The sequence below is a fragment of the Gottfriedia sp. NPDC056225 genome (genome assembly GCF_042267765.1).
Taxonomy (GTDB): domain Bacteria; phylum Bacillota; class Bacilli; order Bacillales; family Bacillaceae_G; genus Gottfriedia.
The window spans coordinates 1-24,147 of record NZ_JBHJTJ010000016.1; the positions used below are offsets into that span (position 1 = coordinate 1).

The following is a 24,147-nucleotide window of genomic DNA, read 5'->3' on the forward strand; positions in this document are numbered from 1 at the left end:
ACTACCATAAGTTGCTAAGGAAAACAAAAGTATTATTGTGATATAATTTTTTTAATCGGATTGAAAGCTGAACTTAACTTTATAAAAAGGGGGGAGACTATTGAAAGCTAACTTGTCTCCTATTCACAAAAAGGGCACACGATATTATTTAACAATTAATAAGAAATTTTGGATTAGCCATGTCGTATCATTAATGTGGTTAATTTTTTCAATCTATCTTTCAATTCCGTGGTTAGATGATTTATCTGATGTTGTTACCTTTCCCGTTGCAATCATTATTATAAGTGGTATTGCTTATATTCCGGGCTATATGAGCACTTTTTTAGTAATAAGTTTACTACTCGATAAACAACCTAATTTTAAAAATGAATTTCCTACGGATTCGGTTACAGTATTAGTCGCGGCTTATAATGAAGAAGGAGCTATTTTTAATACGTTAAAATATATTTCAAATCAAGATTATACTGGTCAAATAAACGTTATTGTGATAAATAATAACTCAACTGATAAAACAGATCGTGAAGTAATGAGAGCGAAAAAAGAGTTAAAATCAAATATTACGTTAATCCATGAATCAAAGCCAGGTAAGTTTCATGCTCTGAATAAGGGTTTGGATTATGTAAAAACGCCTTATGTTATTACATTAGATGCAGATACATTAATACATCCTTCAGCGCTCAGATATTTAGTTTCAAGGATGAAAAGTAGTCCTTCTGATGTTTGTGCGGTTGCTGGTTCTATGCTAGTGCGTAATAGCCGTGAAACATTTTGGACTAAAATTCAGGAATGGGATTACTTCTTAGGAATTGCTTCAATTAAAAGACTGCAAGGATTGTATCAAGGAACACTTGTTGCTCAAGGTGCATTTAGTTTATATAGAACTGATTGTGTAAAGGAAGTTAATGGGTGGCCAGATGCGATTGGAGAAGATATCGTTTTAACTTGGAGACTTTTACAGAAAAAATGGAAGGTTTATTTTGAACCATTAGCAGTAGCATTCACTGATGCACCGACAACGTTTGGTCACTTTGCTAAACAAAGATCAAGATGGGCTAGAGGAATGGTTGAAGGGCTTATTGAAATTAAACCTTGGCAACAGCCGCAGGTTTATACTAAATATTTAACGGGTATAAATCTAATGATGCTTTACTTAGATTTAGTTTACACTTTATGTTGGATACCTGGATTGATTTTAGCCTTTTTTGGTATTAATTTAATAGTCGGTCCAATGACACTATTAGTTCTTCCGTTAACATTCGTGAGCTACTCAATCCTTTATTTTTATCAGCGAAATTACGTTTTCCGCAATTTAAATTTAAGAATTAGAAATAATCGTATCGGATTTTTATTCTTCCTATTATTTTATCAAATGATTATGTCACCAGTTTCACTTTATGGTTATATTCAGGAATTTTTTAAATTAAAGCGAGTTTGGGAATAGAAACCTTTTAAATAGCAAAGAGGACCTTAAAAGTTAAAGTACTTTTTTAGGTCCTCTTTTGTTTTATTCATTAAGAAAGTTTAAATTGGCAGAAGAGAAGAAAAAACGAAGTAGTTCCAATTTTAGGAATTAAGTATAAGTGCTACTACCCCTTTGTTTTCGCCAATCGGCGAGTTTTCTTTATTCTAAAAAAAACCGATCTCGAATTTCCTTGGAAGGAATCATACATGTTTCATTTTTACCAAAAAATTTATAGCGATTTTTAGCAATAAGTCGATAGAAGAAATTACGGATTGGTTTAGGAATCATTATAAAGACAAAGCATAATTTTGGCCAACCGTCTAAATGTTTTGCAATCCTGAGTGCTGCTGAAGATTCATATTTAATTTTTCCATTTTGTATTAGAATAATTGAATCAATCGAACTAAGTTCAGGATGTTCTAAAATAAGTTTTTCTCCAAATGATGATTGTAAAGCGGCAAAATGAAAATAACCTTTACGGTCATGTTTAATAATAAATTGAACAGCTCCATTACATAAAATACATTCTCCATCGAAAAGTATAACTGGATTATCGCCCATTTTAATCCCCTACTTATTATTCTTGGTTAACCATATGGTAAGCAACATTTCTCAGATGTTGCAATAATGGATCTTTAATTTCTTCGTCTAAATCTACATCGTCCATAGCTTTTGCCATGCAATCCAACCAGTCATGAGCTAATTCAATTGTAATTGGAAACGGTAAATGACGAGCGCGCATTCTTGGATGACCTCGTTCCATACTATAATATTGTGGACCGCCTAAAAATTGTGTTAAAAATAGTTTTTGTTTTCGTGCTGTTTCTTCCCAGTCACCTGGAAATATAGGTGATAATCTTTCGTGTTTAGACACATAAGAATAAAAAGTATCAACTAGCTCTTCCAATTTTTCTTTCCCTATATATTCATACATTGTTTGATTTTGATTAGTCAAAAGATAATACCTCCATTTATTTCAAAAAATACAGTATAGATAGGTTTATTTTATCTCTTTTTAGACTTTATGAGAAGCAAATAGAGCAGGTACAAAGTGGAAAAAGGTTAGGTTGGGGTATGATTATGAAGAAAAGTTGGCTCAAAGGAATTGATTAATTTGTTAAACCCCTTTTCTAAATAGAAGAGGGGCTGTCACTTTCATATGCTTTTATTAATTCATTTAAATTAATTTTAGTTTTCGTTTGGAGGACTGCTTTCATCACGCGTTCAGATTTTTCTAGATTAGGGTCATTTAATAATTGTGGTAAAATAGAGGGAACAATTTGCCATGAAACGCCGAATTGATCCTTTAACCAACCACATACTTGTGAGCTTTTGTCTCCGTCTTTTGAAAGTTTATCCCAATAATAATCGATCTCTTCTTGAGAATCACAATGGACGATGAAAGATATTGCTTCAGTAAATTTAAAATGTGGACCTCCATTTAATGCAACAAAATCTAAACCTTCTAAACTAAATTGGATCGTCATTACAGATCCCTGTTCCATCTCACTTGGGTCGTGTCTTACCTTGCCGTAACGGGTAATTCTTCCTATTTTTGAATTCTTAAAAATTGAAGTGTAATAATTTACAGCTGCCTCAGCCTGTGTATCAAACCATAAATTCGTTGAGATTTTTTGAATTTTACTTTGCATAGCTTTTCTCCTTTATTACTAAAAACGTTATAATAATTAGAAATTAGTTTTTAAAATTTGACTACAAATTTTACTAGTTTTCCCTTTTATGGAACACTAATTCAAATAATAGGAAATATAACAAATTGATATTATACTAGCATAGGAGGTGTAGCAATGAATCAATGGGCGCCAAAGAGCGGAAGAGTTATTTTACATGTTGATATGAATTCGTTTTTTGCTTCAGTTGAAATAGCAAATGATCCATCATTAAAAGGTAAACCGGTAGTTGTAGCCGGAAATGAAAAAGAGCGCAGGGGTATCATCGTAACTGCAAGCTATGAAGCTCGTGCTTTTGGAATTCGTGCAACAATGCCATTATGGGAAGCACGAAAAAAATGTCCTGAGATGATTGTGAAAACTCCAAATTTTGAAGCTTACCGAAAGGTCTCAAGGCAAATATTTGAAAAATTAGGTGCAATAAGTCCTAAAATTGAAGTAGCATCAATTGATGAAGGTTATATTGATATAACTGATTGTGATGAGAAACTAGGTCATCCAATTGAAATAGCTAAAATGATTCAGTCAATGCTGTTAGAAGATCTAGATATGCCATGTAGTATCGGGATTGCTCCAAATAAGTTTTTAGCAAAAACTGCTTCAGATATGAAAAAACCACTTGGAATTACTGTTCTTCGAAAAAGAGATGTTCCTACTATTTTATGGCCCAGAAAAGTAGGAGATATGCATGGCGTTGGTAAGAAAACGGAAGAAAAATTAAATGAAATTGACATTATGACAATAGAAGATTTGGCAAAAAGTAACGAAAAGAAAATACAAGATTTACTAGGCGTAAACGGTAAATCATTAAGAAATAAGGCAAATGGAATAGATGATAGAGAAGTCGATCCTAGTCGTATGCTTTCACATAAGACAATTGGTCAATCAACGACATTTTCAATTGATGTATTTGAAGAACCGATGATTGTAGAGAAGTTTGAAGCACTTTCCAACCGTGTTGCTGAACGTTTAATTAAGAAAGGTTTAGTTGCAGACACAGTAACAATTACTCTTCGTTTCAGTGATCGGAAAACAATTAACCGGAGTAAAACACTTTCTACACCTGTACAACAAGGTGATGAAATATTTAAAGAAGCATTTGACCTTTGGAAAAGAAACTGGAATGGAGAATCATTACGTTTAATCGGAGTAACTGCATCTCAATTAAATCCGAAAGATGAAGTATCTAAGCAATTGGATCTATTTTCTTTTGAAAAGGATGCAAAACAAGAACCATTATTTGAAACATTACATAAATTGCAAGATAAATATGGTGAACAAGTTATTAGTTTAGGTAGACAAAAAAAGAAAATTGACCCAAATAATATATTAGATATATTGAAATCTACTGAGTAAATAACCATTTTTGAGATGTATTTTTCAATGAAAAAAAGGCGGTCTAGTAGCTTGACCGTCTTTTTTGTTAAATTTTTTAAACTTTTTCAATGATTATTTTGCTTGCTGTTGGAAGATATTGTGCTACTGCATTTAGTACATTTTGATCATCTTCATAAGCTCCGACTTGTACTCCGTCGACGATTACTCTATGCATCTCAGAATTAGACTTAGCTGTTAAGTTAAATGCTTTTGCCAATCCATTTACATGCCCTTGCGCTACTTTTTGACGCCAATTTGGGTCTTTCAGTTTAGCTGCATCACTGGCATTATCAATGAATCCATTTTCAGTTAGAATTGATGGCATATTTGATTCACGTAATACATGAAAATTAGCTTTCTTCTTACCTCGATCAGCTAAACCATTTACCTTTACGATTTCTGGATGTATAACGTTTTGATATTGAGCTGAAGTAGACGTATCCGACAAACCATCGTATATATAATCCTCGTAACCAGACGCTGATGTATTAAAAGAATTGATATGAACCGATAAAAAATAGTCAGCACCCCATGAGTTTGCATCGTTAGTACGTTCTGATAAAGAACGATCAGTATCTGTAGATCTACTCATTCTAACGACTACATCATTATAGTTGTTCAATAAGTCTCTAATTCTTAATGCGATATCTAAAGTTAGGTCTTTTTCCTTTAATCCATTGCCGACTGCACCTGAATCAGTGCCACCATGACCTGGATCTAAATAAAGTTTTAACATTATTCTAATCCCCTCCTTGTATTAAACTATTCAAAGTGCTTTCCTTTGAAATGGACAAGCAACCACCGACATAAAACAAATCATGATAATTTTTACATTGTAGAAAATGAAATAGAGCTGTAACAGATCTACTATTTTAAGTGAAAAGTATAAATTTAAATTAGAATTCGTATTTAAGTAGGGGATTAGCAGAATATTGTCGAATTTAATTCTTTATTAAGTTAATTTGTTTTATAACTAACCCAGGCCAGCGCCAAGGAGGAAAAGTATGTTTACAAAAATGAAAGTAAATGAACATGTTTATTCATCAAATCGTAATGTGGTGTATGCGAGAAATGGTATGGTAGCTACTTCACAACCATTGGCTGCACAAGCAGGCCTAGATATTTTAAAAAAGGGTGGGAATGCAGTTGATGCAGCAATCGCAACAGCTGCTTGTCTAACTGTTGTTGAGCCGACTTCAAATGGAATTGGTGGAGACGCATTTGCATTAGTTTGGATGAACGAAAAGCTATACGGTTTAGATTCAAGTGGACCTGCACCTAAAAATATATCGATTGAACAAGTTAAAAATTTAGGTTATGAAACGATGCCTAAATTTGGCTGGATCCCAGTGACTGTCCCTGGAGCTCCTGCTGCTTGGGTTGAGTTATCGAATCGGTTCGGAAGGCTTTCATTAAAGGAAGTGTTACAACCGGCGATTGAATATGCTCGAGAAGGTTTTCCAATTTCACCTACTTTAGGTAAGTTTTGGAAGAGGGCTTATGAAATTTACAAAAAAGAACTAAATTCTGTTGAGTTTGATGCTTGGTTTGAAACGTTTGCTCCAAAGGGAAGAGCTCCAGAAGTAGGAGAAATTTGGTCATCGTTAGATCATGCAATAACGTTGGAAAAAATTGCTGAAACAAATGGGCAGGATTTTTATAAAGGAGAAATAGCAGATAAAATTATTGCATCTTCTAATCAACACGGAGGCTTTTTAACAAAAGAAGACTTACAATCTTTTAAACCAGAATGGGTAAATCCAATTAGTATAAACTATAGAGGCTATGATGTATGGGAAATTCCACCTAATGGACAAGGCATCATTGCGCTTATGGCCTTAAATATTTTGAAAAATGAACAGTTTGATGAAAAAGAGAACGCATTGACATATCATAAACAACTTGAAGCAATGAAGTTAGCCTTTGCATGTGGAAAAGAATATGTAACGGATCGGAAATTTATGAAGACTTCAGTCGAAAGCTTGCTAAGTGATCAGTATGGCAAAGAACGTTTTCAAGAAATATCTGAATCAGCAAGTACACCGTTACCAGGTAGACCAGCAAATGGTGGTACTGTTTATTTAGCAACAGCTGATAGCGATGGAAATATGGTCTCGTTTATTCAAAGTAATTATATGGGATTTGGGTCTGGGATTGTTATTCCAGGAACGGGAATCGGTTTACAAAACAGAGGGCATGATTTTAGTTTAAATGAGTTACATGCTAATGCTTTAATTGGCGGGAAAAAATCATATCATACGATTATTCCGGCATTTTTAACAAAAAATAATAAAGCTATTGGACCATTTGGTGTAATGGGTGGGTACATGCAGCCTCAAGGACATGTACAAGTAATAATGAACAGCATAGATTTCCATTTAAACCCTCAAGAAGCTCTTGATGCACCAAGATGGCAATGGATTGAAGGGAAAACGATCGAAGTTGAACCGAGTTTTTCTCAATCAATGGTAGTAGATCTTCAGTCCAAAGGTCATGAAGTCAAGTTTGCAAAAGAAACTGGTAGTTTCGGACGTGGACAAATTATATGGAGAAATGAAGAATCCGGGGTTTTAATGGGTGGTACAGAATCGAGAACGGATGGCTGTATAGCAAGTTGGTAAAATTGAAAAGGAATTGATTTAATGAAACAATTAAGTATATTTATCGCATTTTTTCGCAGTAGCATATTAGGATATGGTGGTGGCCCATCAACAATTCCTTTAGTTTATAAAGAAGTCGTCGATACATTTAAATGGATGAAAGATGAAGAGTTTTCAGAAATATTAGCGATTGGAAATATGCTTCCAGGACCTATTAATACAAAGTTAGCGGGTTATATTGGCTATCGAATTGGTGGTCTGATTGGAATGCTTAATGCAATTATCGCAACGATTTTACCGACGATTATTTTAATGATTGTTCTTTTAACCTCATTAACTTCATTTAAGGACATTAAATGGGTAAATGGGATGAAGGAAGCAATTGTACCTGTTGTTGGAGTGATGTTAGGCGTATTAACGTGGCAATTTTATCAAAGCTCGAAAAAAGGATTGAAAACACCAACAATCTTAATTCATTTAGTTGTAGGTTTGATTCTTATCCAATTTTTGCATATCCATCCTGCAATCATAATCGGTGGATTATTACTGTTTGCAATCTTTCAGCCAGTAAAGTCAACTTCCCGAGAACATCCTCATAAGAGGAAGGGAAGTGAAAACTGATGATTTATTGGAAACTGTTTCTTTCTTTTTTTATAACGAATCTTTTGGGTTATGGTGGCGGACCTGCAACAATTCCGTTAATTCAAAATGAAGTAGTTACACAAAAACATTGGTTATCACAGCAAGAGTTTCATGAAGCTTTTGCGATGGGGAATGCTTTACCAGGACCGATTGCAACTAAAATGGCAGGATATATCGGATATAAAATTGGTGGGGTTTTTGGTTCGTTTATAGCAGTATTTGCGACAGTTATACCATCTTTATTATTAATGATTTTGTTAATTAGGTTATTATATAAAAATCGAGAATCAATTCGAGTAAAAAGGTTGACAGCATATGTAAAGCCTACAATCGTTATATTATTAGGTCTTCTAACATACCAATCTTTTTCAGATTCATTTCATGATATAGGCGCATTCCAAGTTGTTTTTATTGCTGCATGCACATTTTTCCTAATGGAAAAATTTAAAATTCATCCAGCTTTTGTAGTACTTGGTGCATTAATATATGGCGCAATTAATCTTTAAGACATGCCATGGAAATATAGAAAAAAGAAACCAATTAATTGGTTTCTTTTTCTTTTTCTTCTTTTTCTAATTCTTCTTGTTTTGCGATTGCTTCTTCGTAATCTTTATTAAACCAAAGCGGATCCAAATTATCTACTTCACCATTGTAATTTATTAAAATCTCTTCACCAGCTTTAATATCTCTGTAAGCGAAGAAATCAAATGTGTGATTATCAAAGTTAATGTCGTAAACAGCATTTGCTTCATATGAATGGTTGAATAGCATGCCGTATCCTAGAAGAATGGCTGTATGATTTATACCATACTCAAATGCATAATCTGCTAATAAAGTTTTCTCAATATGTTCATGCTCTTCGTTCGGGTAAGAAATTACTGGCGCTTCGTGTATAAGCTCTCCTTTTGCAATATCGCGTGTTGCAAAAACGCCTCTGTTAAATTCGCCGTCACTTAATGTAGAAATTTTAATTTCAATCATAATTACACCTATAATTCTCTCTAAAGTCTATATAGATAGTTTGCCACTATTTTAAATATAAATCAATTTTTTATATTTTTTACACGAAATAACTTAAATTAAATTTTTACAAGATTTTGTAGTTCAGACAAGGTTGACAATGAAACCGAATTGGCTAAAAAAGTGAAAAGCTTTTTCAAATAGAAAAATAATGAAAATTAGAGAATTCTAAGTATATAATTTGCCAATTCATCAAAATATAAAATTGTTCTAGTTTATAGGGAGGCAGTTTATGATGAAAATTTTTTATAAGATTATGTTTTTATTGATTGTAATGTCTTCTATTCTTCCTAGTAATATGCATGCAAGTGCTGCTACTAAAAACGATTTTCTACAAATCGAAGGATACAAGTCAAAGCATTCACATCCTGTAAATCAAATTCCTAAGGTTACTGATCTATTCCAAGTTTCAACGAATCAAATTTTAGTAACTTTTGATGCACAAGTTGAACTTAGTGAAGGAACAAAAGCATCAGTTTATTGGATTCAAAGTCTGTCAGATACAATCCCAACAGGCATTGCATCACTTGGAAATAACAGCAAATTTAACGCAAGTAATGCTTTATCAAGTAACCAAGTAACGATTACAAAAGTACAAGGAGATAATAATTCATTCTTGTTAACGTTTAAACAAGAAATTCCGTCGAATAAACGATATAAACTTGTCGTTCGTAATTTGAATGCTCCTGGTGCTAAACCTTTTAATGGCTTAAATGGCATGAAAGTATTTACGGGTAAATAATTAACTTGATTACACACTGATATCCCCTAAGTAAAGGGGATTTTTTTTGTCTACATACGATTTAGTTTTCAAAATAAGATAGAATATGGAATTGACATTGACGTTGCGTAAAGGTGTATTGTTAAGTTGTCAGGAGGTCGTTACATGGAGTATACAGTTCAAAAGCTTGGACATTTAGCAGGAATCAGCACTAGGACTCTTAGATATTATGATGAGATTGGTATTCTTAAGCCGGCAAGAATAAACTCATCTGGATATCGTATATATGGTCAAGCGGAAGTAGATCGATTACAGCAAATTCTATTTTATAGAGAACTAGGGATGAATTTAGAAAATATAAAAGAAATTGTTACATCACCGAATTTTAACAGTTCCAAAGCTTTAAAAGAACATCGTGAACAGCTTCTTGATAAAAGAAAGCAATTGGATTTATTAATTTCAAATGTAGAAAAGTCAATTGCTCAAAAGGAAGGGAGAACTATTATGACTAATAAAGAAAAATTTGAAGGCTTTAAGAAAGATATGATAGAAGAGAATGAAAAGCAATATGGTAAAGAAGCACGTGAAAAGTATGGGGATGAAGCTGTTAACAAAGCAAACCAAAAAGTAATGAATATGACAGAGGAAGAACATAAAGAAGTAACGCGACTATCTGAAGAGTTGACAAAAACATTAGCCGAAGCATTTAAAATAGGTGACCCATCTAATGAGATTGCACAAAAAGCAGCTGATTTGCATAAGCAGTGGTTAAGTTTCTACTGGAGTAAGTATAGTAAGGAAGCTCACGCTGGATTAGCACAGATGTATGTTGATGATGAACGCTTTCGAGCATACTATGATAAAGAACAACCTGGAACAGCTGAATTTTTAAGAGATGCCATTCAGATCTACACAAATAATATAAAATAAGTAAAAAGGTGTACTTAGAGTTTATCTAAGTGCACTTTTTTCATAAAATAAGGGAAAAAATATTAATTCTATTTAGTAAAATTTGGTATAATAATTTTTATCATGACGAATTTAAGATATAATTTAAGTAAGGCAGTATGATAAATTTTTAAATAATGGAATGTTTATGTACAATATAGGTAAGAATTTGATTAAATAATTCAATTTTTAAACTAAGGATGTACTGCGATGGAAGAACAATTTATACCAAGGAAAGACCGACATAAGAAAAATTTATTTAAAAAAGGTCCAAATATTGAACGAGAAAAAGTAAAATTTAGCACTTATTTATTAAGTGTATTTTATTATTTTCTATTATTTTTAATTTTTAATCTCGTACAATTTTATATATTTAGATATGCAAACCACTATCACTCATTTAAACTAATAGGAAATTATGATTTAGTTAGAGCGGTGTTATCAGCAATAATTTATCTAATTTGTATAATTTGTATTGAAGATACATATAAAAGATCTCGCATTCCTTCGACGTTTATTCGCTTGTTAATACCAATAGTGGTGTTTATTGTAGCAATGGCGACTATGTATTTTTTTATCTATGTATTTTTTTAAAATCAACTTAGAGAGCCACAAGCATTCAAAACAGTTAAAAAATACTTCTGGATGATAAGAAGCTGTGTGATGTTGATTTCCACTGCAGGATTCTCGCTTTCCATGGGGCGAGACCTGAGCCTCCTCGGCTGTGCCTGTGGGGTCTCAGCCTTCCCGCATCTCCCATAGGAGTCGAGAACCCTTCCGTTACAATCAACTCATTAAAATAAAAAGGATGTTAAAATGAACTTTATTAATCCCACTCATTACTTTTAAAATTCTGAAAAAGAGCTACTTATAAAGTTTGTTGGTATTCAATAATAATTATCTATCAAATCAAATAAAAAACATCATCAAAAGATTACAAATTTACTATCAAATATACCGCATAGTAATGTTTTAACTATTGACCATTTTATATTTCAGCACTTTGAAAGTATTACATCAATAAAGGATGTAATACTTTTTTGAATTAAACGATTCATCTTTATTAGATAGTGGACATGATCCTATTTAATTTGAGCTGTTTTGATTAGTTTTGATCATGGATGACTCACATTCATTTCTAATAGTCTTTTATGAATCCAGACAGCGGCTTGGGTTCCTTCGCCCATTGCGATTGTGACCTGTTGTGAATGGGTCACAAGATCACCTGCTGCCCATACATTTGTTATATTTGTCTCTTTTGTTCGGGTGTCTACAATGACATGTTTGTTATTTAGCATTTTTACACCTAGTTGAATTGCAAGACTGTTTTGTACTTCATTTCCACCGAAGGCAATGAAAGCTCGCTCTCCATAAATTTTTTCACCGCTTTGTAAACAAATGCCATTAAACGTAGAAACTCCATCTTTTAGAACTTCTTTGATATTTTCTTTTCGGTATTGAATCCCATTTTTCATAAGTCGCTCGTGTAAATCTGGAGTTAATTCATTACCTTCGTGATTAATATATGTAATTTGATTTGACCAATAAGTTAATGTAATGGCAAGTTCAGCACCTACATCTCCAGATCCTAGTATGATTACACTTTTATTTAAAACTTCATATCCATCGCAATCTGGGCAAACGAATATAGTAGACCCAAGACAATCGACTAAATTATTAATTTGTGGAAATCGATCAATTAGCCCAGTCGCCAATAATATTGTTTTGGCAGAATAAGGCTTTCCAGCAATCGTCTCCATTTTGTAGTGATTGTTTACATTTTGTACACTGATCACTTTATCTTCAAGAAAAGATATGCCGTAATTTTCAGCATGTTTTCTTCCTAGTTGCCTTAGTTGTTGTCCACTAATCCCAGTTGGCCATCCTAATATATTCCGATATGATTTACATAATGTTGAACGACCATAATTTGAGTCTATTACAAGTACTTTCCTTTGGTATCTTCCAAGCTGAATGGATGCTTGTAATCCTGCAAAGCCTCCTCCAATAATGATACATTCGTATAATTCGTTCATAACCTTTTCTCCTAAATCAATTATTACAATTTCATATATGTTCAATTTTTCCAATATAACAGTTTCTAAACGCATATTTCTCATTTACTCTGTTTATCCTAAAATTAATTTTTTGTTGATTAATATTTTCTGAATATTTAAAGTGTGTTACGATTCTTCTATTAATAGATAACAGAATTATTTTTTAGTGGAAGGAGTTAACATGAGTACAAATAAGATTGCACTATCAAATTCAAGAACAAAAGGAATTATTCTCGTATTAACTGCGGCCATTTTATGGGGAATTTCTGGAACTGTGGCACAGTTTTTATTTCAAAAAAATCATTTTAGTCCAGAATGGTTAGTTGTTGTCAGATTGCTTTTTTCGGGTATCATTTTACTAATTTTTGCTAGTTTAAAGGAAAAGAAAAATATTAGTGAAATTTGGAAAAATAAAAAGGATGTCATAAGTTTATTTTTATTTAGTATTTTTGGAATGCTAGCGGTTCAATATACATATTTTGCAGCAATTAAAAATTCAAATGCTGCTACAGCGACTATTTTGCAATATTTAGCTCCAGTTATCATTACTTGGTATTTGGCAATGCGTTTAAAAAAAATGCCTACTACTAAAGAGATATTTGCTGTCATTTTAGCACTTGTCGGTACATTTTTATTAGTAACACACGGAACGATTAAAGGACTATCTATTACTGGTTGGGCACTATTTTGGGGGCTAGCATCTGCATTTTCTTTAGCATTCTATTCTTTGCAACCTCAAAATCTTTTAAAAAAATATGGGTCAACAATCGTAGTAGGGTGGGGAATGCTAATTGGAGGAATTTGTTTCAGTTTCATCAACTCACCTTTTCATTTTCAAGGTCACTGGTCAATTAGTGCATATTTCGCAGTGATTTTTATTGTTATTTTTGGGACATTAATTGCTTTTTACTGCTATTTAGAGAGTTTAAAATATATTAATGCTTCTGAGTCTAGCTTACTTGCTTGTGTTGAACCATTATCTGCTGCAGTGTTATCTGTAATTTGGCTAAATGTAAATTTTGAATTAGTAGACTGGATCGGAAGCCTATGTATTATTAGTACTATCGTTATATTATCGATTACTGATCACAAGGTCGAAGCTTAAAGCTTAATTTAATAGACCTTTTTCTGTCACATAAGAGCAGAAAAAGACAGGAATGATAAATTTTAAATTGATATGATGTATTTAAGGGAGGAGTCCTATGGCTTGGGTTGAATCATTACAAAAGGCAATTGATTATATCGAAGACAATTTACTACACGAGTTAACGATTGAAGAGATTTCTAAGCAAGCAAATTCTTCAGTATTTCATTTTCAGCGAACATTTTCTATATTAACAGATATAAATATTGCTGAGTATATAAGGCGGAGAAGGCTGACATTAGCTGCAAATGAATTAACAACAACAGATCTAAAAATAATTGATATCGCCTTGAAATATGGATATGACTCTCCTGAATCTTTTTCAAAGGCATTTCGAAGACAGCATGGTGTAACGCCAAGTGAAGCAAGAAAGTTTATCGGAAAACTAAAATCGTATAACCGCCTTGTCATTCAGGTGAGTTTGAAGGGAGCAGAACCAATGCAGTTTAATATTGTAGAAAAAAGTGCTTTTCAAGTAGTTGGAGTGAAAAAAGAGTTTTCATTTCTAAATGACCAACAACAGCAGTTGATTCCTAAAATGTGGGAAGAAGTTAATTCAAATGGTACGAGTGACCGTTTGTATGAATTAAATAATGGTGATATTAAAGGTGTGTTAGGTGTTTGTATGATGAATGAGGAGCAAAAATCAAAAAATCTACTAGAATATTGGGTTGCAGCCGTGCATGAAGGTGAAACACCAGAGGGATTTGATCATCATGAAATATCTGCTTCAAAATGGGCCGTATTTGGTGTCCATGGGGCAATGCCAAGTGCAATGCAAGATGCATGGAAAAAAATATTTTCGGAATGGTTCCCTTCAAGTGGTTATACGCATGCAGGAATTCCTGAATTTGAACTTTATCCAGAAGGAAATCCATTTAGTGAAGACTATTATTCTGAAATTTGGATCCCAGTTAAATAAGTAATAGTTAAGAACAAAAAAAAGGTGTATTTCAATTAAGAAATGCACCTTTTTTATGTATAGATTCTAAATCTTCTTTAAGGCTAAATTATCCGCGTAATGATTCTAAAACTACTTGTGCCTCGTACCCTTCTGAGAAATCAATGATAGTTGCTTCTTCACCTTTAAGGGCTTTTACTAAATTATTAATTAATGAATCTGCTAATGTTTGATCGGATTCAATAGGCCTAATAGGTTCACCAAATTTTCCACCTTCTAGATCAGCCCAATTAACTAATGAAATAGTTCCTTCTGATCCATAAGCTGTAAATTTAATTTCTTCTTCACCCGCAATTTGGCTTAAGCCGTCTATTAATACAGGCGTTCCATCTTCTAATTCAAGAAAGGCAATGATCCCATTTTCAGATGCTAGTGGGTCAGTGGGATATTGAACATGCTTTGTAATGACTTTCATCTTACCAAATATCTTTTGGATTTGTTGTATGTAATGGACACCAACCTCTAAAACATAGCCACCTTGTTCTTTCGTAGCAACCCATTCATTTTGTTGCCAAAGTCTTGGCCAATTTGGAAAACGCATTTTGAGTTCGACTCTTCTTATGTTCCCAACATATCCTGATTTAACTAAGCCAGCAAAGGACTTACTTCCAACATTGTAGTTTAGAGGAAAGTTCATTGCTTGAAAAATGCCTTTTTCTTTTGCTTGCGTAAATAGTGCTAATGCTTCCTCAGTTGAGTTCGCTAGAGGCTTTTCGCATAAAACATTTATTCCTTTTGAAATTACATCAGATACGACTGTATAGTGATATTTCGGAGGTACTGTAACGTAAACTAGGTCTAGTTCGGTATTTTCAAGCATTTCAAGATGATTTGTAAATGATTGAACAGACTCTAGTTGATTACTAATTTCTTGAACTCTAACTTGTAATGTGTCACAAATTGCTACAATTTTTGTTTCTGGATGATTTGAAAATAAAGGAATTAATCTTTGGGCAATTGCGCCAAGACCAATAATACCAACTTTTATCATAAGAAAAACACCTTTCAAAGTAGATTTATAATGTAATTATAGTAAGAAAAATTAAATTATTAAAGGATGAGATACTTATTTCTTACAGGTTTAAATTAAATCTAATGCAAATTCCTTAGTATGGATTGAATTTTGAGTAAAAAGATTCGTAATTTTCCAATTTTTAAAAGGTAATTTCGTCTGCTTAAGCGAATTCAATTCATAGATAAGTACTGGATGGAGGTGACATGTTGGAAAAGAAACCTGTGTATTATGATGGTAGTGGAGATTGGGAAGATACTATTCAACCTATAGTAATAAAAAATCTCTTGAGTATTGATCCTGAAATAAGAAAAAGTTTAGCTGCAAATCCATATGAAATTGATTGGAATCAAGTGAAGGAAAAATAATTTGTTAATTATTTTTATTTGTTCTTAATTAAGAATAATTTTTGTAGAATAAAAAAAGAGGATGTCTCAAAGTCAGTAATTAGACTTATGTGGACATCCTTTTTGATTATACTTTATTAACAGTTACCATCTAGATCGCAGCTAAGCGAAGATTGCTCACTTAGTTTTTCGTTATTTAACGCTTGAACAAATGCTTCTTTGCTTTGAACGCCTTGTAAAACTTTATCACCAATAATAAATGATGGTACTGCATTAATAAAATTAGGGTTTTGGATAGATGAATCGTATTTTGTACTTGAAACAGCTTCAATAAATTGAGAACGGTTTAAGCCAAGATTCTCTACAATCTCTGCAAGAACATTTACATCTCCAATTTCTTTACCTTCTGTCCAGAATCCAGCTAATACGGCTTGAGCATATTCAGAACCTTTGCCATTTTCTTCTGCAAATAAAAATCCTCTATGTGCTAACTTAGTAGAAGGGTGGGGATCCATTGTTGGTAAAATCATTTCAACGCCAAGCTTTTGAGCTAGTGGTTGAACACCGAATTTCCATCCTTGTTGAATATATGAACTATTAGGACTTAATGGTTCAGTCCCTTCAGGTCTTAGTTGGAATGGTTTCCATTCAAGCTCTACACCATCAACTTCTTTAAGTGCTTCCTCAAGTGGTTTTTTTCCTAAATAACAAAACGGACACACATAGTCCGAATAAATCGTAACTTTCATTTCATAAACCTCCTAAATCGATTAAAGAAAGTATATACAAAATTAGAACATAATCTCAATTTTTAAGCTCTCAATTGATTAGTTTTTAATTTATCCAATTAATAAAATTTTTTTGATTTCTCTACAAACTAAAGAAATAGAGCATGAAGGCTCTATTTCTTAGAATTATTTAAGTCATCGTTATGATTTTCCTCAGGTGGAAGATTTGTTTCAATTAAAGCAGGGTTTAGATCAAAGAATGTGTTTATAAAATACTTTCTTCTTAAAAGTAAAACGAAAAATAGTAATAGACCACAAATTGAAGTGAAGATCATTCCTGTAAGTAATCCACCTATATACATAAACGTATCCATTTGAGATGTAAACATTGACCATATTAATATTGAGAGGATTCCGTCTGCTAAAACAATGCCAAGCGATACTACTAAAAACGGTAGAAATTGACCAGTTTCTTTTGTTTTCTTTGAAACATACCTATATCCAATTGGTACTGATAAAAAGATTATAAAACAATAGAACAGTAATATGAAATCCCGAATAGACATAGTATCACACCTAACTTTTTTTGTTGGTACTATACTATATGCGAAATATTCATAAAATTGGACAAGATAATTTTTTTATTTTCCTATTTTTACTTTTTTCTTTTTGATTTCACCTTTTTCAGGCTTTACTGGAGAGAAGTTATCAAAATCTTTTTTGTTTTCTGGTACATCGATATGTCCTGTTCTGATATTTGCTTGATATAGATTAACTTGTTTTACTGTATCTTTATTTAAATTTTTCTTATTTTTTGAAAGTCCAACACCGTTTTCTTTTATACCCCATCTTAAGATACGGCCACCTTGAAAGTTTCCTTTCAATTTCTTTGTGATTACTTCATCGACACCTTTATCAATTCTTTTGATTGCAGATGTAAGAGTGACATTCTCTGGTAAACCTTCTTTATACTGATCTCGGTCGACGCCTATTACCCAAACTTTTTTACCACTTTTCTTTAATTTTTTTGCTTCAGTAAATACGCCTAGGCCTGTTTTTCCTGCTACTTGAAAGATTATATCAACATCTTCCCCATACAAAGATTTGGCCAATTTACTTCCTTCTTCAGGTTTGTCGAATGTATTAGCAAATTTAGTCTTTACTTTTATTTTTGGGTCTACTGACATAACACCTGCTTTAAAACCGTATTCAAATCTTTTAATAAATGGATCCTTTGTACCTCCCACAAAGCCAATCTTATGGGTTTTAGTATTCATTGCAGCTGCAATTCCTGCTAGAAATGCTGATTGTTCTTCACGATAAGTGATACTTACGACATTTGGTTTTTCAACAATCCCGTCAACGATGACAAAATCAGATTTCCTTTCTTTACTTGCAATTTCAGCGATTGCCTTTTGAAATGAATAGCCGATGCCAAATATTAAATCATACTTTTTCTTTGCATACTTCGTTAATTCTTTTTTTGCGTCCTTGTCTGAAGGGGCATCTGTTTTTACATAATTTTTCTTTTCCTTCCAGTTATGTTTCTCCCCCGTTTTTTTAATACCATCCCAGACTGCTTGGTTAAACCCTTTATCATGAATTTCAGTTTTCCCCATCACGATTCCGATTTTAAACTTTTTTTCTTTTTCATTGTATGAACTACTTATATTGTTATTTCGACTAGTACAGCTAGTCAATGTCATGCAAGTAATGATTGAAACTGTAGCGATTTGGAAAAAACGTTTTCGCATTGTTTTCCTCCACATAATTAAATTTAAAAACGAAGCTCTATTGTGTAAATTTCCCAATCAATTCATAAATCATTCTTTAAAGTGTTGGCAATTTAAATTACAAGTGGTACTGTTACAATTAGAAATGAATTAGATGGAGGCATTAACGTGAAGCTTGTATTTTTAGGAACGGGAGCAGGTATGCCATCGAAAGGTCGAAATGTAACAAGTATCGCTCTACAACTTTTAGAGGAAAGAGGAGTTACTTGGTTATTCGATTGTGGCGAGGCTACACAGCATCAAATATTACATACGCCAATTAGACCACGACGAATTGAGAAAATATTTATTACTCACTGTCATGGGGATCATATTTTCGGATTACCTGGGCTGTTAAGTAGTAGAACATTTTTAGGTGGAGAAGATTTATTAACTATTTATGGACCTAAAGGGATAAAGGAGTACGTTGAAACTAGTTTTAGAATTAGCGGTACATACTTAAAATACCCTATTAAATATATTGAGACGACTGAAGGTATTATTTTTGAAGATGACCAATTTATTGTCCAAGCGATCGAGCTTGAGCATGGCATTCAATCTTTTGGTTACCAAGTAATTGAAAAGGATTTACCTGGTGAATTAAATGTAGAAGAATTAAAGAAAATTGATGTAAAACCTGGACCTGTTTATAAGTTCCTGAAAGAAGGGAAAACCGTAACATTAGAAGACGGAAGAGTGTTAAACGGGAAGGATTTTATCGGTACCTCAAAAAAAGGACGCAAAATTGCAATTGCAGGGGATACGCGTATTACTAATAAAAGTAACTTACTTGCAAGAGGGATGGACTTAGTAGTTCATGAATCTACTTTTGCTGATGATGAATCCACTCACGCATATGATTACTATCATACAACAAGCACTCAAATTGCAAATGTCGCTAAAAGTGAGGAAATACAAACACTATACCTAACACATATAAGTGCAAGGTATCAAGGTGATTCTTCGATCAAATTATTAAACGAAGCACGTGAAATATTTGAAAATACATATATAGCGAATGATTTTGATGAATACGAAATAAAAAGAAAAGAATGATTTGCATATTTTATTTCACGTTAAAAAATTTAATTTTGTAAGGACGAAGAGTAATTATAAGTGCAACTTCTCATCTGTTTTCGTATAACAACTCGCCAATTGGAGAGTTTTCTTTATGAGCTTTGACTTTTAAGAAATTGAGTTCTGTACATAAAAGAATATTTTAGAGACATGATATAAGTATTCTGTGTAAAAGGAAGGTCGGGGCTTTGAAACAGTTAAAAGTTATCCTTTTATTAATATTAAGTTTCCAATTCATTTTGTATAATTCAAAAAACGTAAATGCTGAAAGTAAAAATCGTTATTATTATGAAAAGCAAGGTACTGCTATTTGGGAAGTACCAGTAAAAGAAAAAGTAATCGCTATTACTTTTGACGATGGGCCGAATGATGAATATACTCCTGCTGTACTAGATTTACTAAAGAAGTATAATGCTAAAGCTACATTTTTTTTAGTTGGTGAACGCGTTGCTAAATATCCTGAAGTTGCTTTAAGAGAAATTAACGAAGGACATGAAGTTGCAAATCATACTTATACTCATGCTAGACTTCAATATTTAACTGATGAGCAAATTAGAGATCAATTACATAAAACTCATGATGCGATTATTTCAGCTACACATGTTGAACCGGTCTTATTCAGACCACCGTTTGGTTATTATAGTGAGCGCTCAATCAATACGGTTCACGACCTTGGCTATTTAACTGTAATGTGGTCTTGGCATCAGGATACATTTGATTGGAAAAACCCAGGTGTTTATAAAATCGTATCAAATGTATTAAAAGATACTAGAAAAGGAGATATTGTTCTTTTTCATGATCACGGTGGTGACCGTAGTCAAACAATTGAAGCATTAAAACAAATACTACCAGCACTTCAAAAGCAAGGTTATCAGTTTGTAACAGTATCTCAGCTATTACAATTAAAAGCAGGAGTTAAATTACCTAGCTTTTAGTATAAAACCAGATCAATGGATATCCATTTTGATCTGGTTTTTTTGTTTACCTGGCTCCTTCTACTACTTAAGACCGATATAAAACCATTCCTCAGGCCATTATTCGAATATAAAAACTTGTATAAGATAGGAGTATAAGTTGAAAGGAGGCGACGAGGTCATGAAGAAGTTTTTATTTTTTATCCTCGTACTAATATTAATTGGAGTTGCTTTAGCGAATTTAGGTGGCTTAATTGCATTAGCACTTGGATTAGTCATTACGTATTTCAGTTTTAAAAAGTTTATGAAAACAGATTCTATTTTGATGAAAATCTTCTGGACGATTATCGGATTAATCGGTTTAGCGATAGCCATAAATGGTCTTCCTTCTTTAATAGGTGTTGCAGCAGCAATTCTGCTTTACTACCTATATAAAGATTATAAAAATCAAAAAAGACTAAAAGAAGATGAATATAAAATTTACGATGAAAATTTTAACCCTATAAAATAAGAGGAGCGTATGAAAATGAAAAACTTATTTACTAGAATTAAAGATCAAATCTCAGCAGATTTACATGGTTTATTAGATGAAAAGGAACAACAAAATCCAATTTCTCAATTAAATTACTTCATCAAACAATCTGAAAATGAGTTAGGCAAAGTAAGAGGATTGATTGATAAACATTATTCACTACGTACAAAATTCCAAGTTGAGCGTGAAGGATCTCTACAAATGGTACTTAAGAGAGAAGAGCAACTTAAGGTAGCAAACGAAGCCGGTGCAGAAGATTTAATTAAACGTGCAAGTGAAGATTTAACTTTTTACAAAGAACAAGCTGAAAAGTTTGCAGTTTTAATTACTAAAACAGAAGAAGAAATTAGCTTTATGCATGAGCAGCTTAATCAAATCGAAAAAAAATTAAAAGAGCTTCATACGAAAAAATATGATTTAATGTCTCGTCAAAACATGGCTCACGCTACAAAAAAGATTAATGAAACACAACATTTACTTAATAGTAAAATGCCGTCAATTGATTTCAACTATTTTGAAAAACAAATTCGCGATTTAGAATTAAGAGTCCGTTCAGAATTTGATTTACAATCATTTGATTATAAAATTGATCAATTAAAAAAAGATTTAAAAGTTAAATTAAGCAAATAGTTTAAAGAAGAAGAGAAGGTAATCACTTCTTTAGAGTGTAGAGAATCCCTTAAAAATTTCTCTACACTTTTATTTGTTTAGATGAAAAAATAGTCTGACGTACATTGATTTAGATAACAGAACATTAAATGCTTGTTGTCTAAATAGACAAATTTGTAATATCGTACTTAAATTTACACATGCCAAACAACCTAATTACCATAAATTGGGTTGTTTTTTTTGACATGAAATATATCCTAATGTTAGGATATAGGAGTCCTAATATTGAGAATATTATAATAATATTCAATTTAAATGGAGAGAAATATAAATGATTCTTTAAATAGAAAAACTAAAATAACCTTGGTTGATGCAAAAACAAAATAAACTGGATTTCGTGTTTGGATGAAGGCTTCCAGAGCTGATGTTGTAGAAATAGGTCTTTAAGAAAGACAAACAAACCCAAATAATACAAGAGCTTCTAATGTTGTACCGCCCTAGGAAGGAATAGCATTATTTGACGAGATTTTTCCCAAACACGTTGCAACCAATTCTAAAAATTTATCATTTTTCCCGCATGATGATAAAGATCAGCGAAGTGATTTATTTAAGAGAATTGGATTAGGTGCACAAAATTTGGAAAAATATATTTTAATAAGCTAAATTAGGAGGAAATAACAATGACAAGTGAAAAATTAAAAGTAGGTATTATTTTAGGTAGTACAAGACAGGGACGAGTTAGCCCACAAGTGGGAGAATGGCTTAAAGGATTAGCTGATAAACGTGAAGATGCAAACTATGAAATTGTAGATATAGCTGATTATCAATTACCTTTTTTAGGAACAACTGATGGAACTGAACCAGGAATAGCAGCTTGGAACGAAAAACTTAACAGCTTAGATGGATTCGTATTTATCGTTCAGGAATACAATCACAGTATTACAGGGGCATTAAAAAATGCACTTGATTTCGCTCGTGATGCCTGGAATAACAAAGCAGCAGGTATAGTTAGTTACGGTTCAACAGGCGGTGCCCGTGCAGCTGAACATTTAAGAGGAATATTAGGCGAGCTAATGATCGCAGACGTTCGTACTCACCCAACACTGTCATTATTTACCGATTTTGAAAACTATACTACTTTCAAACCAGCTGAATTACACCTTAATAATGTAAATGCAATGCTTGACCAAGTTGTTGCTTGGAGTGGCGCATTAAAAACATTGAGAAAATAATTATTATTGATAAGAATATCAGTCGCTAAAGAGCGTCTGATATTCTTTTTTTACTAGTGAATATAGTGAACGCCGTATGAGTTAAGAAATTCCACAAATGCCCTCTATCCTTAACTCAAGAATCCCTTCAATTATCACCTATAAAAAACTACAGCTATTTTTTAGGAATAAATTTCTCATTTAGAAATATTAATAAAATGTTGCCTTTGTATTGTTTAGTATAATTATTTGAAAATTAAGAATTAATTGCAAATACAAAAAAGGTACATTTTGAGAAAGAGCGAATTTATTATGAAAGGCTTCGAGATTGTTCAAAAGAGTTCTGTTAAAATAGTTCGAAATATAGTTTAAGGTACATCCGCAAAGTTTCCTGCAAATATACTAAACATCTTGATATACAGCGGGGAAAGAATAAGGAGGCTTAAAATTGAGGAAAGGTGGGAAGTGAGCTGATTATATCATAACTACTTTCGATAACAGCGCTTAAATCTACAGCTTGAAGAAGCTTTTATATGTGTAAATGTATTTTTTATTGAGAAAAATTAGGAATGATTCGTAAAATAAATATTGAAAGTAGGGTTTTGATTGAGAATTAAAAGTAATATTGTAAAAAAACATGATGTAGTACATTGTATGGTTTCTACGGAAGCGCAGTTTGCCTGGGATTTATTAAAGAAAACGAAGTATCGATGCATTCCAGTTTTAAGTGAAAACGATAAAGAGTATGTAGGAAATTTATATCGAGTAGATTTAGCTGAGTATTTAGTAGATAATGATTCTTTACAAGGGAAAACGGTAAATGATTTCGTACGTAAAGAATGTCCTCCTATTCAAGAGGATGCACCATTTTTTAAAGTGTTTTTTACGATTAAACGTTTTCCATATTTAGCAGTAGTAAATGATTTAAATGAATTTGTTGGGATTCTAACACATAAAACAGTTTTTGAGTTACTAGAAGAAGCTTGGGGACTGAAGGATGGCGGTTACTCCCTAACAGTAAGTACGATGGAACACGAGGGTGCATTAGCAACTTTAGCTAAACTCGTAAATAAATATTCGAATTTGAAAAGCTGTATTACACTAGACAGTGATTCGGTTTATAGAAGAATTTTAATTACACTGCCACCAACAATTAGTGAAGATGATTATAAAAAGCTGAAAAAAGACATCATTAAAAAAGAGTTTCATATTATGCATGAAGAAGTTGCAACTAATCATGCTACTCAAAAATAATAGTTAGTGAGCAAGGGGATTTGTAGATCCTCTTGCTCTTTTTAACTTGGCAACGGTGTATAAAAATC

General features: G+C 32.5%; 26 protein-coding genes. 16 read left to right on the forward strand and 10 right to left on the reverse strand.

The genetic code is table 11. The annotated features are described in order from the left end of the window. Positions 1-100 precede the first annotated feature (100 nt). The gene (locus ACFCYN_RS12285; protein ID WP_375949548.1) at positions 101-1,441 is read left to right on the forward strand and encodes a glycosyltransferase family 2 protein; all 1,341 of its coding nucleotides are present in this window, start codon (positions 101-103) and stop codon (positions 1,439-1,441) included. A gap of 180 nt (positions 1,442-1,621) precedes the next feature. On the opposite strand, the gene ACFCYN_RS12290 is transcribed toward ACFCYN_RS12285, so the two are convergent. The 3 genes from ACFCYN_RS12290 to ACFCYN_RS12300 all read right to left on the reverse strand — a co-directional run bounded on the left by ACFCYN_RS12290 (position 1,622) and on the right by ACFCYN_RS12300 (position 3,114). Then, on the reverse strand, positions 1,622-2,023 hold the full coding sequence (locus ACFCYN_RS12290; RefSeq protein WP_375949550.1) for a thiol-disulfide oxidoreductase DCC family protein: 402 nt from the start codon (positions 2,021-2,023) through the stop codon (positions 1,622-1,624). 16 nt (positions 2,024-2,039) lie between these two features. Then, positions 2,040-2,396 (reverse strand): globin domain-containing protein, encoded by a 357-nt coding sequence (locus ACFCYN_RS12295; RefSeq protein WP_172447581.1) that lies wholly within the window; start codon positions 2,394-2,396, stop codon positions 2,040-2,042. 196 nt (positions 2,397-2,592) lie between these two features. Beyond that, positions 2,593-3,114, reverse strand: a complete 522-nt coding sequence (locus ACFCYN_RS12300; RefSeq protein WP_375949552.1) for a VOC family protein — start codon at positions 3,112-3,114, stop codon at positions 2,593-2,595. 156 nt (positions 3,115-3,270) lie between these two features. Between ACFCYN_RS12300 and ACFCYN_RS12305 the strand changes: the two genes are divergently transcribed. Beyond that, positions 3,271-4,509, forward strand: a complete 1,239-nt coding sequence (locus ACFCYN_RS12305) for a DNA polymerase IV (protein WP_375949554.1) — start codon at positions 3,271-3,273, stop codon at positions 4,507-4,509. A gap of 76 nt (positions 4,510-4,585) precedes the next feature. Here the strand turns inward: ACFCYN_RS12305 and ACFCYN_RS12310 are convergent, their stop codons facing one another. After that, entirely contained in the window at positions 4,586-5,266 is a 681-nt protein-coding gene (locus ACFCYN_RS12310) for an N-acetylmuramoyl-L-alanine amidase family protein (protein WP_375949556.1), read from the reverse strand. Positions 5,267-5,534: 268 nt separating this feature from the next. On the opposite strand from ACFCYN_RS12310, the gene ggt reads away from it, so the two are divergent. From ggt to ACFCYN_RS12325, 3 genes are read left to right on the forward strand one after another with little or no spacing between them, the layout of a single operon-like run. Next, complete coding sequence (gene ggt / locus ACFCYN_RS12315; protein ID WP_375949558.1) at positions 5,535-7,151, forward strand: gamma-glutamyltransferase; 1,617 nt, start codon at positions 5,535-5,537, stop codon at positions 7,149-7,151. Positions 7,152-7,172: 21 nt separating this feature from the next. Further along, positions 7,173-7,751 carry a chromate transporter gene (locus ACFCYN_RS12320; protein WP_172443956.1) on the forward strand — a complete coding sequence of 193 codons (579 nt, stop codon included), beginning with the start codon at positions 7,173-7,175 and terminating at the stop codon, positions 7,749-7,751. Beyond that, the gene (locus ACFCYN_RS12325) at positions 7,751-8,278 is read left to right on the forward strand and encodes a chromate transporter (protein WP_375949561.1); all 528 of its coding nucleotides are present in this window, start codon (positions 7,751-7,753) and stop codon (positions 8,276-8,278) included. Before ACFCYN_RS12320 ends, ACFCYN_RS12325 begins: the two co-directional genes overlap by 1 nt. A gap of 34 nt (positions 8,279-8,312) precedes the next feature. Here the strand turns inward: ACFCYN_RS12325 and ACFCYN_RS12330 are convergent, their stop codons facing one another. Continuing rightward, on the reverse strand, positions 8,313-8,753 hold the full coding sequence (locus ACFCYN_RS12330; RefSeq protein ID WP_172443958.1) for an SET domain-containing protein: 441 nt from the start codon (positions 8,751-8,753) through the stop codon (positions 8,313-8,315). Positions 8,754-9,024: 271 nt separating this feature from the next. Between ACFCYN_RS12330 and ACFCYN_RS12335 the strand changes: the two genes are divergently transcribed. Then, on the forward strand, positions 9,025-9,534 hold the full coding sequence (locus tag ACFCYN_RS12335) for a hypothetical protein (protein ID WP_375949563.1): 510 nt from the start codon (positions 9,025-9,027) through the stop codon (positions 9,532-9,534). Positions 9,535-9,678: 144 nt separating this feature from the next. Continuing rightward, positions 9,679-10,443: a MerR family transcriptional regulator gene (locus ACFCYN_RS12340; RefSeq protein WP_375949565.1), complete on the forward strand. Its 765-nt coding sequence runs from the start codon at positions 9,679-9,681 to the stop codon at positions 10,441-10,443. A 1,133-nt stretch (positions 10,444-11,576) separates the two neighbouring features. On the opposite strand, the gene ACFCYN_RS12345 is transcribed toward ACFCYN_RS12340, so the two are convergent. Further along, positions 11,577-12,497: an NAD(P)/FAD-dependent oxidoreductase gene (locus ACFCYN_RS12345; protein WP_375949567.1), complete on the reverse strand. Its 921-nt coding sequence runs from the start codon at positions 12,495-12,497 to the stop codon at positions 11,577-11,579. A 202-nt stretch (positions 12,498-12,699) separates the two neighbouring features. Here ACFCYN_RS12345 and ACFCYN_RS12350 point away from each other — a divergent pair, with 202 nt between their 5' ends. Beyond that, on the forward strand, positions 12,700-13,623 hold the full coding sequence (locus ACFCYN_RS12350; RefSeq protein WP_375949569.1) for a DMT family transporter: 924 nt from the start codon (positions 12,700-12,702) through the stop codon (positions 13,621-13,623). Between the two features lie 97 nt (positions 13,624-13,720). Beyond that, positions 13,721-14,584, forward strand: coding sequence for an AraC family transcriptional regulator (locus tag ACFCYN_RS12355; RefSeq protein WP_172443962.1), 864 nt, complete (start codon positions 13,721-13,723; stop codon positions 14,582-14,584). An 88-nt stretch (positions 14,585-14,672) separates the two neighbouring features. On the opposite strand, the gene ACFCYN_RS12360 is transcribed toward ACFCYN_RS12355, so the two are convergent. After that, complete coding sequence (locus ACFCYN_RS12360) at positions 14,673-15,614, reverse strand: Gfo/Idh/MocA family protein (protein WP_172443963.1); 942 nt, start codon at positions 15,612-15,614, stop codon at positions 14,673-14,675. Between the two features lie 230 nt (positions 15,615-15,844). Between ACFCYN_RS12360 and ACFCYN_RS12365 the strand changes: the two genes are divergently transcribed. After that, positions 15,845-16,003: a hypothetical protein gene (locus tag ACFCYN_RS12365; RefSeq protein WP_172443964.1), complete on the forward strand. Its 159-nt coding sequence runs from the start codon at positions 15,845-15,847 to the stop codon at positions 16,001-16,003. A 116-nt stretch (positions 16,004-16,119) separates the two neighbouring features. Here the strand turns inward: ACFCYN_RS12365 and ACFCYN_RS12370 are convergent, their stop codons facing one another. From ACFCYN_RS12370 to ACFCYN_RS12380, 3 genes are all read right to left on the reverse strand, one after another. Beyond that, positions 16,120-16,731 carry a DsbA family oxidoreductase gene (locus ACFCYN_RS12370; protein WP_375949572.1) on the reverse strand — a complete coding sequence of 204 codons (612 nt, stop codon included), beginning with the start codon at positions 16,729-16,731 and terminating at the stop codon, positions 16,120-16,122. Positions 16,732-16,883: 152 nt separating this feature from the next. Beyond that, positions 16,884-17,276, reverse strand: a complete 393-nt coding sequence (locus ACFCYN_RS12375; RefSeq protein WP_172443966.1) for a hypothetical protein — start codon at positions 17,274-17,276, stop codon at positions 16,884-16,886. 75 nt (positions 17,277-17,351) lie between these two features. Then, a complete protein-coding gene (locus tag ACFCYN_RS12380; RefSeq protein WP_172443967.1) occupies positions 17,352-18,464 on the reverse strand; it encodes a BMP family lipoprotein in 1,113 nt (370 codons plus the stop codon). Between the two features lie 147 nt (positions 18,465-18,611). Between ACFCYN_RS12380 and rnz the strand changes: the two genes are divergently transcribed. The 6 genes from rnz (at position 18,612) to cbpA (ending at position 24,079) form a co-directional block, all read left to right on the forward strand. Continuing rightward, positions 18,612-19,538, forward strand: a complete 927-nt coding sequence (gene rnz, locus ACFCYN_RS12385; RefSeq protein ID WP_172443968.1) for a ribonuclease Z — start codon at positions 18,612-18,614, stop codon at positions 19,536-19,538. A 209-nt stretch (positions 19,539-19,747) separates the two neighbouring features. Continuing rightward, positions 19,748-20,494, forward strand: coding sequence for a polysaccharide deacetylase family protein (locus ACFCYN_RS12390; protein WP_172443969.1), 747 nt, complete (start codon positions 19,748-19,750; stop codon positions 20,492-20,494). Between the two features lie 160 nt (positions 20,495-20,654). Next, complete coding sequence (locus tag ACFCYN_RS12395; RefSeq protein WP_172443970.1) at positions 20,655-20,984, forward strand: lmo0954 family membrane protein; 330 nt, start codon at positions 20,655-20,657, stop codon at positions 20,982-20,984. Between the two features lie 15 nt (positions 20,985-20,999). Continuing rightward, on the forward strand, positions 21,000-21,635 hold the full coding sequence (locus ACFCYN_RS12400) for a PspA/IM30 family protein (RefSeq protein ID WP_375949576.1): 636 nt from the start codon (positions 21,000-21,002) through the stop codon (positions 21,633-21,635). A gap of 659 nt (positions 21,636-22,294) precedes the next feature. After that, entirely contained in the window at positions 22,295-22,846 is a 552-nt protein-coding gene (locus ACFCYN_RS12405) for an NADPH-dependent FMN reductase (RefSeq protein ID WP_172443972.1), read from the forward strand. A gap of 585 nt (positions 22,847-23,431) precedes the next feature. Beyond that, entirely contained in the window at positions 23,432-24,079 is a 648-nt protein-coding gene (gene cbpA / locus ACFCYN_RS12410) for a cyclic di-AMP binding protein CbpA (protein WP_172443973.1), read from the forward strand. The last annotated feature ends 68 nt before the right edge of the window (positions 24,080-24,147 follow it).